The 15,313-nt window shown below is 32.1% G+C and carries 12 protein-coding genes and 1 pseudogene; 2 read left to right on the top strand and 11 right to left on the bottom strand.

Annotation, left to right across the window (positions count from 1 at the left end; translation table 11 throughout):
• Positions 1 to 94: 94 nt before the first annotated feature.
• From JL193_RS14280 to kynU, 9 genes are all read right to left on the bottom strand, one after another.
• Positions 95 to 889: an SDR family oxidoreductase gene (locus tag JL193_RS14280; protein WP_207971431.1), complete on the bottom strand. Its 795-nt coding sequence runs from the start codon at positions 887 to 889 to the stop codon at positions 95 to 97.
• A gap of 88 nt (positions 890 to 977) precedes the next feature.
• Positions 978 to 1,196, bottom strand: a complete 219-nt coding sequence (locus tag JL193_RS14275; RefSeq protein WP_207971430.1) for a DUF6500 family protein — start codon at positions 1,194 to 1,196, stop codon at positions 978 to 980.
• A complete protein-coding gene (locus JL193_RS14270) occupies positions 1,189 to 2,631 on the bottom strand; it encodes an aldehyde dehydrogenase (RefSeq protein ID WP_207971429.1) in 1,443 nt (480 codons plus the stop codon). The genes JL193_RS14275 and JL193_RS14270 overlap by 8 nt, the downstream gene beginning before the upstream one ends.
• A gap of 66 nt (positions 2,632 to 2,697) precedes the next feature.
• The gene (locus JL193_RS14265; RefSeq protein WP_207971428.1) at positions 2,698 to 3,105 is read right to left on the bottom strand and encodes a RidA family protein; all 408 of its coding nucleotides are present in this window, start codon (positions 3,103 to 3,105) and stop codon (positions 2,698 to 2,700) included.
• Between the two features lie 91 nt (positions 3,106 to 3,196).
• Complete coding sequence (locus tag JL193_RS14260; protein WP_207971427.1) at positions 3,197 to 3,715, bottom strand: DUF1697 domain-containing protein; 519 nt, start codon at positions 3,713 to 3,715, stop codon at positions 3,197 to 3,199.
• A 54-nt stretch (positions 3,716 to 3,769) separates the two neighbouring features.
• On the bottom strand, positions 3,770 to 4,090 hold the full coding sequence (locus JL193_RS14255) for a GIY-YIG nuclease family protein (protein ID WP_207971426.1): 321 nt from the start codon (positions 4,088 to 4,090) through the stop codon (positions 3,770 to 3,772).
• Between the two features lie 38 nt (positions 4,091 to 4,128).
• A complete protein-coding gene (locus JL193_RS14250; protein ID WP_207971425.1) occupies positions 4,129 to 5,577 on the bottom strand; it encodes an FAD-dependent oxidoreductase in 1,449 nt (482 codons plus the stop codon).
• Positions 5,570 to 6,400: a class D beta-lactamase gene (blaOXA, locus tag JL193_RS14245; protein ID WP_207971424.1), complete on the bottom strand. Its 831-nt coding sequence runs from the start codon at positions 6,398 to 6,400 to the stop codon at positions 5,570 to 5,572. The genes JL193_RS14250 and blaOXA overlap by 8 nt, the downstream gene beginning before the upstream one ends.
• Positions 6,401 to 7,660 (bottom strand): kynureninase, encoded by a 1,260-nt coding sequence (kynU, locus tag JL193_RS14240; RefSeq protein WP_207971423.1) that lies wholly within the window; start codon positions 7,658 to 7,660, stop codon positions 6,401 to 6,403.
• A gap of 117 nt (positions 7,661 to 7,777) precedes the next feature.
• Between kynU and JL193_RS14235 the strand changes: the two genes are divergently transcribed.
• The gene (locus JL193_RS14235) at positions 7,778 to 8,965 is read left to right on the top strand and encodes a C40 family peptidase (protein WP_207971422.1); all 1,188 of its coding nucleotides are present in this window, start codon (positions 7,778 to 7,780) and stop codon (positions 8,963 to 8,965) included.
• 326 nt (positions 8,966 to 9,291) lie between these two features.
• Here JL193_RS14235 and serA read toward each other — a convergent pair whose 3' ends face one another.
• Both serA and JL193_RS14225 read right to left on the bottom strand, forming a co-directional pair.
• Positions 9,292 to 11,184: a phosphoglycerate dehydrogenase gene (gene serA, locus JL193_RS14230; protein WP_207971421.1), complete on the bottom strand. Its 1,893-nt coding sequence runs from the start codon at positions 11,182 to 11,184 to the stop codon at positions 9,292 to 9,294.
• A 138-nt stretch (positions 11,185 to 11,322) separates the two neighbouring features.
• Entirely contained in the window at positions 11,323 to 12,144 is an 822-nt protein-coding gene (locus tag JL193_RS14225; protein WP_207971420.1) for a UbiA prenyltransferase family protein, read from the bottom strand.
• 165 nt (positions 12,145 to 12,309) lie between these two features.
• Here JL193_RS14225 and gcvP point away from each other — a divergent pair.
• Positions 12,310 to 15,194: pseudogene (gene gcvP, locus JL193_RS14220) on the top strand (aminomethyl-transferring glycine dehydrogenase).
• Positions 15,195 to 15,313: the final 119 nt, after the last annotated feature.

Genomic DNA, 15,313 nt, shown 5'->3' with positions numbered 1-15,313 from the left:
TACCTAAAAAGGTCGGGCTTTTCGCTTCAATCTTTTGCCTTAAAAAAGGCAAAAGGATTTCCACTGCAATCCCTAACGCGAAATTTCGTTAAATTTACAAACTTTTCGTTCTTCCACCATCAACAGGAACGTTAATTCCGTTGATAAAACTGGCTTTTTCACTCGCCAAAAACACAATTGCATTGGCTACTTCTTCTGGTTTTGCGAAACGTTTTGCTGGGGAAGCATTCATCATATTTTTAGAAACTTCTTCTATTGACAAACCTGTTTTGCCTGCTTTATTTTTAATAATTTCATTCAAACGTTCTGTATTTGTGGCTCCTGGCAAAACATTATTTACGTTAATTTTAAATGCCCCCAACTCATTTGCCAAGGTTTTAGACCAATTGGCAACTGCACCACGAATGGTATTTGAAACGCCCAAACCGTCTAAAGGTTGTTTTACAGAAGTAGAAATTACGTTGATAATTCTACCATAAGATTCGGTTTTCATAAACGGAACCACTGCCTGTACCAAAATATGATTGCATTTTAAATGCTGAGTAAAAGCGCTTTCGAATTCTTCGATTTTTGCATTAAATATTGGGCCTCCTGCAGGACCTCCTGTATTGTTTACCAAAATATGAAATTGCAAATCCGAATTTTCTAACACTTGTTTTAATTCATTTGGTTTGGAAAAATCTGCTACTAAATAATTGTGATTTTGTTCTCGACTGCGCTCGAACTGACACTCTTCAATTTCTTTTAAAACTGATTTCAGTTTTTCTTCATTTCTAGCAAGTAAAGTAACATTAGCGCCTTCTTCTGCCAATAATAATGCTGTTGCTTTTCCTATACCTTGTGTGCTTCCACAAACCAAAGCGTTTTTGTTTTTTAATTGTAAATTCATATACTTCTGTCATTCCTGTGAAAACAGGAATCTATTTTTAATTTGTAATTCTATTATGGATTCCTGCCTGCGCAGGAATGACAATAGGTTATTTATGTTCAATAATCATTCTCTTAATCTTAATCGCTTTTTCGAAATAATCTAATTTATGGGTTTCAATCCACCAAGTTGCAACTTCCATTAACAACTTTGGGTTATTATTTTTATTTTTGAAAAATGCATAAAAAGACAAACCTACGTTTTCTCCTTTTTTAGCAATTTTCTCGTTACAAACTTCTATTATTTTTTCTCTTATTTCTTTATTCATATTCGATACAAATGTTCTTTGGCTCTGTAAAAAAACGTAGTGCTTCAAAACCACCTTCACGTCCTACTCCACTTTCTTTTGCTCCCCCAAAAGGTGTTCGTAAATCACGCAACATCCACGTGTTTACCCAAACAATTCCGGTTTGTAACTGTTTGGAAAACTGCATCGTTCTGTTTAAATTGTTTGTCCATAAAGTTGCAGATAAACCGTATTTTACATCGTTCGCCAATTGCAGTGCTTCTTCATCTGTTTTAAAAGACATAATAGTTACTACTGGTCCAAAAATTTCTTCTTGATTTAGTTTACAATTGTTGTCTGATACTTCAATAATTGTGGGTTGCAAATAATAACCGTTTTCGTAATTTTTTACATGTACTTCTTTTCCACCAAAAAGGATTTTCCCTCCATATTCTTCTGCATTATCTATATAAGATTTTACTTTTTCTAAATGTTGTTTGGAAACTAATGCTCCAATATTTGTTGTTGAATCTGATGGATTTCCTACTTTTAAATTAGCTACTTTTTTAGTAAAATCTTTTTTAAATTGCTCGTAGATTTTTTCTTCAACCAAAATTCTACTTCCGCATAAACAAATTTGACCTTGATTTGCAAAGGAAGAACGCACTGTGGTTGCCAACATGTTCTCATAATCACAATCTGCAAAAATGATATTCGGGTTTTTTCCTCCTAATTCTAAAGAAAGTTTCTTAAACATGGGTGCTGCAATTCTAGCAATGTGTGCTCCTGTTTTTGTACCTCCAGTAAACGAAATCGCTTTGATTTTTGGATGCGCAACAATGGCTTGTCCTGTTGATATTCCTAGGCCATGTACAATATTTAAAACACCTTTTGGGAGGCCTGCTTCGTCGCAAATTTCGCTTAATAAAAAAGCAGTCATTGGTGTAATTTCACTTGGTTTGGCAACGACACAATTTCCTACAGCAATGGCTGGTGCGATTTTCCAGGTAAATAAATACAAAGGTAAGTTCCAGGGAGAAATGCAACCTACTACTCCAAGTGGTTGACGCAAAGTAAAATTAACAGCATTTAAACCTACACTTTCGTGACTTTCTGATGCAAACTGTGTAATGGCATTGGCAAAAAATCGAAAATTACTGGCTGCTCGTGGAATATCTACCGTTTTTGCTAAACTGATTGGTTTTCCATTGTCTTTGGATTCTGCTGCTGCTAAAAAATCTAATTTTTCTAAAATTAAATCCGCAATTTTTAATACTATTTTACTTCTTTCTTCTAAAGTTGTATTGCTCCAAATTGGAAATGCTTTTTCTGCGGCTTGTACTGCTTTTTCTACATCTTCTTTGGAAGAATTAGGAATTTGTCCGTAGATTTCTCCTTTTGATGGAATGTAATTATTAATATATGCTCCATGTATTGGATCTTCGAATTTTCCGTTGATGTAGTTTTTTATTTTCATTCTTTATTTAGATAAGAGAAAATAGATTAAAGATTCAAGACCTCTTTATTCTCTTTTCTTAATTCTTTATTCTTGCTTTTTATAAGCAGTTACTTTTATCTCTACCACCAAATCTGGATGTGGTAATTGATGTACAGCAACTGTGGTTCTTGTGGGGCCAGTTTCCTTGTCGAAAAATTCTGCATAGGCTTTGTTATAGTCTGCAAAATCGTTCATATTTACTAAAAAAGAAGAAACATCTACAACGTCTTTTAAACTTGCGCCAACGGTTTGCAAGTTCTTTTCTATATTTTCTAAAACGGCTTTGGTTTGTAAATACGCATCTAATTTTTTAGTTCCCATTTCGTCAATAATTACGACTCCTGCAATAGAATTATCTGCTCTTCTGGAACTTGTTCCTGAAACAAAAATAAAATCGCCCACAACTTTTATGTGTGGATATGCGCCTCTTGGTGTTACTTTTTTTTCTTCCATTTCTCTTGTCAGGTCGAGCGCAGTCGAGACCTAATTTAATGTTTGTTATTATTAAAAACCTCTCGACTGCGCTCGAGGAGACATTTAATAATTATTTTGCTAATTCTAATAGCTTTAAAGTTGTTTTGTAATTTCTTGTTGTTGCAATTACATTCAGTTTTTTCTCAATTGTATTGTTGGTTAATTTTGTTTTTCCAAAACCTGATGGACAGTATAAATATACAACATCATCATTCAATTGGAATTTATCTTCATCTAAATTCCTGATCTCCAAATTTAAATTTTTTGGCTTTTTACTTAGAAATGCAAAAGCTACTATTTTTTCGTTTTCTATTGAAAAAGGATAATTATCAATTACTTTTTTCCATTCTTCAATTGTTCTTGCTAATACAGGAACATCAAAACCAAATTCCTCTTGAATTCCTTTTTTTATTTTTGAGCAAGTTTCTTCTTTCTCTAAAGTGGTTTCTAAGATAATATTACCACTTTGAATATAAGTTTGCACATTTTTAAAACCTAAACTAGTTAATATGGTTCGTAAATCTGCCATTGGAATTTTGTTTTTTCCTGATACATTTATTCCACGAAGTAAAACAATATATTTTTTCATTCTTTTTGTCAGTTCGAGCCTTTCGTTAAGCTCAAGACAGGCTCAAGTCGAGAACTATTTATTTTCAGGTTTATATTTATGATGAGTTGCTTTTTGACATTCTGATAATATTTCTAACATATCAAAATCATCATTTGTCAAAGCTAATTTCTTTTTCTTACTCCACTTTTTAATTTTCTTTTCAAAATAAATTGCTTGTTCGACATCATTAAATTCTTGATTGAAAATTAATTTTACAGGCCTTCTTTTAAAAGTAAAACAACTTTTATTTAGTCCTTTTTGATGCTCTTCAAATCTTCTTTCTAAATTATTTGTAATACCTGTATATAATAACTTATCTGAACATTCTAATATGTAAACAAAATATCTATTCATATTTACTTCTCGACTGCGCTCAAAGTGACAAAATACTTCTACAATCCCGCAATTTTATCTTCTTTTAAAATTTCGTTTGTTTCTTTAATTACTTTTTTTAATACAATTTCTAACTCTTCTTTTGTCATATCGAGCGAAGTCGAGATGTCATCACCCGAAATTAAATTCAACAGTGCTTTATCTTGCGCTCTACCTCTATCCATGGCTTTTTTATATCCCATATTTTCTTTAAATGTTACCAAAGAATATTTTGAAAAATATTGCATTGGAAAATGCTTTTCTAAATCCATTTCTATTTTTCTTTTTTCTTTAAAAAGCGGATTTGCAACATGGTCTTTCATCTCATGAAAATTATCAATTGCCAAATCTGCAATGGCATCTGTGTCTTTTTTCCTGGCTTTTTGATACGCTTTAAAAACAGTTTTCCAATCAAAGATTTCTCGACTGGAACCAGTCTTGAGCTTGTCGAAAGGCTCGAAATGACAAAGAATTTCATCTAACACAAAAACATCTTCGAAAGAAGCATTCATTCCTTGTCCGTAAAAAGGGACAATTGCGTGTGCAGCATCGCCAATTAAAAGCGTTTTATTTTGATAGTACCAAGGACTGCATTTTACGGTTCCTAAAGCACCTGTTGGATTGTTGATGAACTCTTCTTTTATGTTTGGAATTAATGACAATGCATCTGGAAATTCTTTTTCGAAAAATTCGGTTATTTTTTCTTCGGAAGTTAAATTTTCGAAATTATATTTACCTTCATCGTAACTTAAAAAGAGTGTTACTGTAAAACTACCATCCATATTTGGTAAGGCAATAAGCATAAAATCGCCACGTGGCCAAATGTGTAAATGGTCTTTACTAATTTGATGATTTCCTTGCTTATTGGCTGGAATCTCCAGCTCTTTATAACCATGATTTAAGTAATTTTGCGAATAACTGAATAAGAATTTTCGCTCGGAAATATAGCTTTTTCGCAATGAGGAACCTGCGCCATCTGCCCCAAAAATAACATCTGCAATTACAGGAAATTCTTCTTTGGTTTCGTAATCTTTAAAATGTGCGATATTTTTTTCTATTTCTACTTTTTTGCATTTTTTGTTGAAATGAATGTTTACATTTTCGTGTTTTTCTGCTTCGTCTAATAAAATGGCGTTTAAATCTCCTCTTGAGATGGAATTAATGTATTCATTTTCTCTTCCAGAATAATTAGAGGAAAACGTGTTTCCTTCTTTATCGTGTATTAATCTGCCATACATAGGAATACAGATCTTTCTAGTTTTTTCTTCCATTCCGCATAAACGCAAAGCTTTTAAACCTCTGTCTGACAGGGCTAAATTGATGCTTCTTCCTGCAGAAATATCTACTTTTCTTAAATCGGGTCTGCTTTCATACACCTCAACTTTGTACCCTCTTTGTGCCAAACGCAAAGCTAAAAGTGAACCACATAATCCTGCTCCAATGATTAATATTTTATCTTTTTTATTCATCTATTATTTCTAATTCTTTTAAAGCTAACATCGATATTTCTTTCCTTAAAGGAATAAAATCTCTTCTAATCATCTCTTCTTTTGGGGTTATTATTGTGGCAAAATAATAAACGCTTTTATTAATTTCTACATAACCAACAAACCAACCTGCATCTTTTTCCTCATTTATTGCTAAACCAGTTTTTCCTCTTAAAATATATTTTTTAAAAACATCTATTTTTAGAATATTTTTAACTATTTCTGAAGTTGATTTTGAAACTGGTAATTTATTATTATATAGCCTTGTTAAAAAGTCAATTTGTTGAAAAGGAGTTATTTTAGAATTTCCTAAAAGCCAAAAACTATCAATTGTTTCTGAATTTACGTCCATATCTCCAAAAGATAACTTCTGAAGATATTTATTCATTTTTTCAACACCAATACTTCTCGCTAACTCTTGATAACAAGGAACACATGAGCTCTGAAATGCTTCTTTTAAACTTAAATCTTTCTCCCAAATAGACATAGCTCTCGATTCTCCATTCCATTTAAAAATAAATTGTTCATTTTTAATAAAACCTGTTTCTAAGCCGATAATGGTATTTGGAATTTTAAATGTAGATGCTGGTAAATATGCTTCTTTGGCTTTTACAAAATTATTAGAATAATACTTCTTTTGTTTAGCGTCGTAAATAAGAATTGCTCCTTCTAAATTATTATTCTTTAAAATACTTTCTAACTCTTTATTTTTAACGTATTTTAATTCCACGTTTTTAACTTTCTGCTTTTTTGAACAAGAAAATATTAACACAGAAATAAATAAAATAAAAAGTATCTTTTTCATTTATAATAATCCTTTTAAAATTTCTACCATTCTGTAAACATCTTCAAAAGAATTATACATGGGTACAGGTGCACAACGTATTACATCGGGTTCTCGCCAATCTGTAATTACATGTTGTTCCATTAATCTTTTATGTAAACTTTTATCGGCATTTTTTACCTGGATAGATAATTGGCAGCCTCGTTCTTTTGGATTTTTTGGGGTGATGATTTTAATGTCATCTGAATCAATTTCGTTGATTAAAAACTCGAAATATCCTGTTAGTTTTTCTGATTTTTGACGCAACTTTTCCATACCAACTTCGTCAAACAAATCTAAAGAAGCCTTAATCGCTGCCATCGATAAAATAGGAGGATTGGACAATTGCCAACCTTCTGCACCTTCCATCACATCAAAGGGTTGTCGCATGTTAAAACGCGTTGCTTTGTTATGGTTCCACCAACCTGAAAAACGTGGCAAATCTTTATTTTTAGCGTGTTTTTCGTGTACAAATAATCCTGCTAAACTTCCTGGACCAGAATTTAAATATTTATAGGTACACCAAGCAGCAAAATCTACTCCAGATTCGTGTAAATTGGGTTGAATATTTCCTGCACCATGCGCTAAATCGATACCCACAACACAGTTTTTTGAATGACCGATTTCTGCGATTTTTTTTAAATCTAAAAACTGCCCTGTATAATAATTTACGCCTCCAATTAATAACAAAGCGATTTTATCTCCTTGTTCTAAAATAATTTTTTCTAAATCTTCGACATGTAGCAATTCTTCTCCTTTTCTTGGTTTCCATTCTATAATATCATCCGCAGAAAAACCGTGAAACTGTAATTGCGATTGTACAGCATATCTATCTGATGGAAATGCATCACTCTCGATAACAATTTTATATTTGGTTTTGGTAGGTCTGTAAAACGAAACCATTAGCAAGTGTAAGTTTGTGGTTAGTGTATTCATTACCACAACTTCTATGGGTTTTGCATCTACAATTTTCGCCATTTTATCGGTTAAATATTCGTGGTAATTTAACCATGGATTTTTTGCTTCAAAATGCCCTTCAACCCCTAAATTAGCCCAATCTTCTAATTCTTGATGGAGGTATTTCTTGGTTGATTTTGGCTGTAAACCCAACGAATTTCCTGTAAAATACAACCATTCTTTTCCTGACTTATCTCTCGGGATATGAAATCGATTTCGTAAATGCGAAAGTGCATCTTCTCTATCTTGTTGCTTTGCAAATGCTATGTTATTTTGATATTTCATCAACTAAAAAAATGAGTTCTTCAAATATAAAACAATCTTACTTTAGAATTAAATTTAAAATAATTAATTACTATCTTTATTCTTAAATTTATACCATATATTACTTAACAACAACGTATGAAATTGATAAAACACTTATTACTTATTACACTAATTCTTTTTGTTTCTTGCAATAACAATTCGCTTTTAATTAGCGGATTAAAAGGTGTAAACGACAGCTTTAAAAACCAATATGCACCTGATAAAAGAGTGGCTATTTACACGATTGAATTTGATAGTTATGATGATAAAATTATTGTTGAAGGAGAAACAGATTCTAAAGAAGCGTACGTAAAATTATTAGACAGTCTTAAAATTTTAAAAGTTAAAATTGTAAATAAAATTAGAGTTTTACCAGATTCTGTTGTTGGAGATAAAATGTTTGCGGTTGCGAGAAACTCTGTAATAAATATTCGTTCGAAACCTAAACATTCTGCAGAACTAGGCACCCAAGGTTTGTTAGGAATGCCGTTAAAAGTGTTAGATAAAAAAGGCGATTTTTATAGAATTCAAACTCCAGACAGGTATATTTCTTGGGTTGATAAAGGTGGCATTCATTTAATGACCAAAAACGAATACGAGAATTGGAACACGTCTAAAAAAGTACTTTTTACACAAAATTTTGGGTATGTGTATTCGAAAAGTAGTTCTAATGCGGCCATTGTTTCTGACATTACTTTGGGCGGAGTTCTAAAATATTTGTCGGAAGATGCTTCTTTTTACGAAGTAAAATATCCTGATAATAGAGTTGGATTCATTAAAAAAAGTGAAGGCGTAATTTTTGATTCGTGGTTACAAAAACTGCAACCTTCGCAAGAAAACATCGAAAGAATTGCTCTAAAAATGGATGGTTTTCCTTATTTATGGGGAGGAACTTCTTCGAAAGGAATGGATTGTAGTGGTTTTACAAAAATGGTGTATTTAATGAATGGCTTGGTTATTCCACGTGATGCTTCGCAACAAATAAATGCGGGTAAAGTTGTCGATAAAAACTTAACTTTTAAAGATTTAGAAAAAGGCGATTTGTTGTTTTTTGGTAAAAAAGCTACTGAAGAAAAAAAACAAAGCGTTACACATGTTGGTATTTGGTTAGGAAATGGTAAAATGGAATTTATACACGCTTCTGGAAATGTACATTTGAGTTCGATGGATTCTCTGCAGCCTAATTACGATGAGTTTAATAAAAACAGGTATTTGGGTAGTAGAAGATATTTAGGTGTAAAGGATATTTATATTTTAGATCTAAAGGAAGAGTTGAAATTTTAGATTCTTATGCCATTTCTTGTTTGAAATTACTATAATGAAACGCCCTTTTTTCTTTACAAAAACATAGAGGTACAAAGTTTTTTTAAAGCTAAAAGTTATTGGATAGGTTTAGCCCAGATTGAAGCATTTGTTTGAGCTCTTTTTTTATGCTAAACTCGAGTTAGTACCTGCTTTAATCATAAAATTAATTGTTTTGTAAGCGAGGTGTTGAAATAAATTCGGCATAAAAAAAAGCGAGTGCGTAAAGCTGGAAATAGCTCCAAAAAAAAACCTTTCAACATAAAATGGAAAGGCTTTTTAACTTTTTTAAGGGGTTGTAGCCTCTTTTAATACAAAACTCTAAATCTAATTGTACCTTCTACTTTTCTTAATTTATCGATTACTTCTGTATTGTATTCTTTGTCTAAATCTGTAATTACATACCCTACTTTTGGGTCTGTTGACAGGTATTGTCCGTTGATATTTAGGTCGTATTTCGCTAAAATCTTGTTGATTTTCGCCATCACTCCAGGTACGTTTTTATGAATGTGTAAAAAACGGTGTGCATTGGTTTGCCTTGGTAAACGAATATTTGGAAAATTTACAGCATCTACTGTGTTTCCAGAATTGATGTATGCCATAATTTTACTCGGTACAAAATCGGCAATGTCTCTTTGTGCTTCTTCTGTGCTTCCACCCACGTGAGGTGTTAAAATTACGTTTGGCAAGCCTTTTAATTCTGTATAAAATTCTCCGTTTTTTCTTGGTTCTTCTGGATATACATCTATTGCAGCACCAGCTAATTTTCCACTTTTTAAAGCGGCAACCAAAGCAGGAATATCTACCACAAAACCTCTTGCTAAGTTTACTAAATGTGCACCATCTTTCATTTGAGAAATTTCTTTTTCTCCAAAGAAGTTTTTGTTGGCAGCATTGTCATCTACATGTAAAGTTACGACGTCTGAAATTGCTAATAAATCATGTAAATTACTAACTTTAGTAGCGTTTCCTAAGGCTAATTTGTCTTCTACATCGTAATAATACACGTCCATTCCTAAAGCTTCTGCTAAAACCGATAGTTGTTTTCCGATGTTTCCATAACCAACAATTCCTAATTTTTTACCGCGAACTTCTTTAGAGCCTTCTGCTGTTTTATTCCATTGTCCATTGTGTATTTCTGTACTGCGTTGAAAAACAGAACGCATTAGCATAATTATTTCTCCAATTGCCAGTTCTACCACAGACCGTGTGTTGCTGTAAGGTGCGTTAAAAACAACAATTCCTTTTTCTTTACAGGCTTCTAAATCGATTTGTTTGGTACCGATACAAAATGCGCTTACCACCATTAATTTTTCTGCGGCATTCACCACTTTTTGTGTAACGTTTGTTTTAGATCGAATTCCTAAAACGTGTATGTCTTTTATTTTTTCTATCAATTCGTCTTCCGACAAACTTTTAGAAACTGTTTCTACAGAAAAACCGTCTTTCGATAGCTTTTCGAAAGCATCTGAATGTACGTTTTCTAATAATAAAATTTTAATTCTGTTCTTTGGGTATGAGATATTTCTTGGCAAATCGTTTATGTATAAAAATTCATCTAAATTTGGTGCAATATGGTCTGCGTTTTGGGTAGTTTTTTCTCTTGAAACATTTTCTGTGTAAGCAAAAAATTTGTCTGCAACACCAGCTTCACGAGTTACATAATCGCTGTAACCATCACCAATAACTTGTATTTCTCCGTTTAAATCCATGTCTTTTAAACATTGAATTTTTCCATTGTGTTTTGACAGCACATTGTTTGCATCAAAACCAATAATTTCTCCATTTTTAGCAAACTCGAAAGTATTTGCATATACTCTTTCGGAAGGAATGTTGTATTCTTTTACAATTGGGTCTATAAATTCTTTAAATCCGCATGAAATTACATAAATGTCTTCTGCAAATTTTTCGAAAAACTCTTTATTACTTTCTATAGATTTAGAAACTTGCTTTTTTAAGGCTTCTACCAAAGCACTTAAATCGGCTTTGTTGGCTTTTAAAAGTTTTATTCTTCTTTCTAAAGATTCTGTAAAAGAAATTTCACCATCGATACCTAAATTGGTAATGTTGGTAATTTCTTGAATAATCGCTTGTTTCTTCGGATTGTTTTCGAGTGTAATTTCTGCCAAAACATCCAATGCTTCTACTTTTGTTAAGGTACTATCGAAATCGAAAATATAGTTTCTTTTGTTGGTACTCATTTTTAAAATCTTGGTTGATTTATTAACCGTAAATCTACAAATATCGTAAGTTATTAGAAAGTAATTTTAAAGTTTTATCAAATCGATTTTATTTGATATCAATAATATTGAAGTCTGTAAAAAACAAGTTTAATTTCTTTAAATATTATGAATTCCCAAAAGAAGTAACCACCAAAAAATAGGCAATGCTTCTACCCAAAACGAACTATAATATTTAGATTGGTTAATTTTTGCCCTCATTAAGAATAAGATCACCAAAAAAAAGAAAATCATAAATGCATTTTTCGCATCATTTTTTGGCACAATTAAATATTCTAAAAGCAACGAAAACATCATTAAAATTAACCCTAATTTTTTTGTTTTTTGAACGCCAATTTTCTTAGGAATTGTTTGTAGTGAAATGGCATCGTATTTTACATCTCTAATATCGAAAGGTAATATTAAAGTAACTACAATTAAAAACCGTTGAATGGCCAATAACACCACATTAAAATCGATAGTTTTAGTTGAATCAAAAACAGGAACTAACACTGTAAAACCCGCCCAAACCAAAGCAACTACAACTATTTTTAAATAACTAACCTCACGTAGGTTTTTATGAAAACCACTTAAAAAAGGAACCGCATATAAAACTGTTAACAAGGTAAAAGGAACTACAAAAAGCAGTGTTTTAAAAGGAATTAAAAACGCATAATAACACAATACTAAAAAACAAATAAAAGAAAATATTTGAATAATTTTTAAGCCATTTGTTAAACTTCTATGATGCAACTTTGCAACCCCTGCATATTTTACAAAGTTATAACCTGTAATTGTACCTAAGAAAATAAAAACATCTAAATTTTTACTGTACGATACACCTAAATAAACCTCTGTAATTCTTACCAAACTATATACAGCCAAAGCTACGTGAATGCTAGCATTTATATAAAAGTCGAAAAGCGTCTTTAAAATCTTCATTTTACAAAAATAGCTTTTCTGTTAATAACATTGCCGTTTGGTTAATAATTAACTAATTATTATTAATATTCTATCAAATAAGAATCTATTAAATTCCCTATTTTTGTTCTGCTTAAAAAAGCACAACTCAATCGTTTGAGAAAAGACATAAAAAACCTTATTTTAATGAATACAAACTCGTTTCAACTAAGACATATTGGACCTAATAAAAAGGAACAAGAAAAAATGTTAAAAACTATAAAAGCCGATAGTTTAGATCAATTAATTAACGAAACCGTTCCTGAAAACATTCGTCTAAAAAACGACTTGGATTTAGAGCCCGCAATGAGCGAATATGAGTATTTAGCTCATATTAAAGAACTCGCCGAAAAAAATAAAGTTTTTAAAAGTTACATTGGTTTAGGATACCATGAAGCAATTGTACCCAGTGTTATTCAAAGAAATATTTTAGAAAACCCAGGTTGGTACACTGCTTATACACCTTACCAAGCAGAAATTGCCCAAGGTAGATTAGAAGCCTTGTTAAATTTTCAAACAATGGTTTGCGATTTAACAGGAATGGAATTGGCGAACGCCTCTCTTTTAGATGAAAGCACTGCTGCTGCAGAAGCCATGGCCTTGTTGTTTGATGTTAGAGAACGTGCTAAGAAAAAATCTGGCGCGAATAAATTCTTTGTTTCTGAAGAAGTTTTACCACAAACCCTATCTTTATTACAAACACGTTCTACACCAATAGGAATTGAATTGGTGGTTGGAAATCATGAAGATTTCGATTTTGGTAACGACTATTTTGGTGCCATTTTACAATATCCTGGAAAATTCGGGCAAATTTTCGATTACGAAACCTTTGTTGCCAAAGCAAATGAAAACGATATTAAAGTAGCAGTTGCTACAGATATTTTATCGTTAGCAAAATTAAAAGCTCCTGGAGAATTTGGTGCTTCTGTAGTCGTTGGAACCACACAACGTTTTGGAATTCCTTTAGGATATGGTGGCCCACATGCTGCTTATTTTGCCACAAAAGAAGCGTATAAAAGAAGTATTCCTGGAAGAATTATTGGGGTTACAAAAGATACTGATGGTGGTTTTGCATTAAGAATGGCATTACAAACTAGAGAGCAGCATATTAAACGAGAAAAAGCAACTTCTAATATTTGTACTGCACAGGTTTTATTAGCGGTTATGGCAGGAATGTATGCTGTTTACCATGGAAAAGATGGAATTCAGTTTATTGCAGATACAGTTCATAACAAAACAAAATTGGTAGCAAGTTATTTAGAAAAAGCAGGTTTTAAACAATTAAACTCGGCTTATTTTGACACCCTTTTAGTAGAAATTGATGCTGTTCGTTTAAAACCCATTGCAGAATCTTTTAAAGTAAACTTTAATTACATTACAGATAGTCTTATTTCGATTTCTATAAATGAAGCAACAACACAAAAAGATTTAATGAAAATTTTTACCATTTTTGGTCAATTAAAAAAACAGCCAAACTCTTCTACAGCAGAAAGTTATGGCGATTTTCATCAAATTTTAACGCAAGAATCTTTTGGTTCTGATTTTGAAGTGATTGCAGAAAATACAAAAGAACAACACCTTTCTTAGAAAACGAAATTTTTAACACCTATCAATCTGAAACAGATATGATGCGTTATATTAAAAAATTAGAACGCAAAGATTTGGCGTTAAACCACTCTATGATTTCTTTAGGGTCTTGTACCATGAAATTAAATGCCGCTTCAGAAATGTTACCTCTAAGCAACCCTCAATGGGGCAATATTCACCCATTTGTGCCTTTAAATCAGGCAGAAGGATATCAAATTGTTTTAAAAAAATTAGAACATCAATTAAATATTATTACTGGTTTTGCTGGTACTTCTTTACAACCAAATTCTGGTGCACAAGGCGAGTTTGCTGGTTTAATGGCTATTAGGGCTTATCATCAAAGTCGTAGCGATTTTAATCGAAATATTTGCTTAATTCCTGCTTCTGCACATGGTACTAACCCTGCTTCTGCTGTAATGGCAGGAATGAAAGTGGTGGTAACCAAAACCGCAGAAAATGGAAATATCGATGTTGATGATTTACGTGAAAAAGCGCAATTACATAAAGATAATTTAGCTGCTTTAATGGTAACATACCCTTCAACTCACGGAGTTTATGAGAAAGAAATTAAAGAAATTACCAAAATTATTCATGATAATGGTGGACAAGTTTATATGGATGGTGCAAATATGAACGCACAAGTTGGTTTAACAAACCCTGCTACCATTGGCGCAGATGTTTGTCACTTAAACTTGCATAAAACATTTGCAATTCCACATGGTGGTGGTGGTCCTGGGGTTGGTCCAATTTGTGTTGCTCCACAGTTGGTTCCTTTTTTGCCATCTAATCCATTAGTTCCTACTGGAGGAAAACAAGCAATTACTGCAATTTCTGGAGCTCCTTGGGGGTCTGCTTTGGCATGTTTAATTTCTTACGGATACATTACAATGTTAGGTTTTAGCGGATTGAAAAATTCTACAAAAAATGCCATTTTAAATGCAAATTATATTAAAGAACGTTTAAGTGGACATTACGAAACTTTATATACTGGAGAAAAAGGGCGTGCTGCGCATGAAATGATTATTGATTGTCGCAATTTTAAAGAAAACGGAATTGAAGTCGTTGACATCGCAAAACGATTAATGGATTACGGTTTTCATGCACCTACAGTTTCTTTTCCTGTTGGAGGAACCATGATGATTGAGCCTACAGAATCTGAATCTTTGGCAGAATTAGACCGTTTTTGTGAAGCAATGATTTCTATTCGCGAAGAAATTAAAAATGCATCTAAAGAAGACAACAACAATCCGTTAAAAAATGCACCTCATACACAAGCCATGTTAACTGCAGACGATTGGACTTTACCATATACAAGAAAACAAGCTGCTTTTCCTTTAGAATATATTTCAGAAAACAAATTTTGGCCTACTGTAAGAAGAGTAGATGATGCTTTTGGTGATAGAAACTTAATTTGTTCTTGCAACCCTATTGAAGATTATATGTAGCAGACAATGTCTGTAGATAAGTATTTTAAAGAAAGCTGTCTTAAAAGTAAATTTAGCTGTCGTTTTATGCATTACTAAAATCAAAATATATTTTGATTGGAAGTAGCTAACGAAGTTAT

The sequence above is a fragment of the Polaribacter batillariae genome (assembly GCF_017498485.1).
GTDB lineage: Bacteria > Bacteroidota > Bacteroidia > Flavobacteriales > Flavobacteriaceae > Polaribacter > Polaribacter batillariae.
The sequence above is the reverse complement of the archived record's forward strand: the minus strand, read 5'-3'. Positions and strand labels throughout refer to the sequence as shown.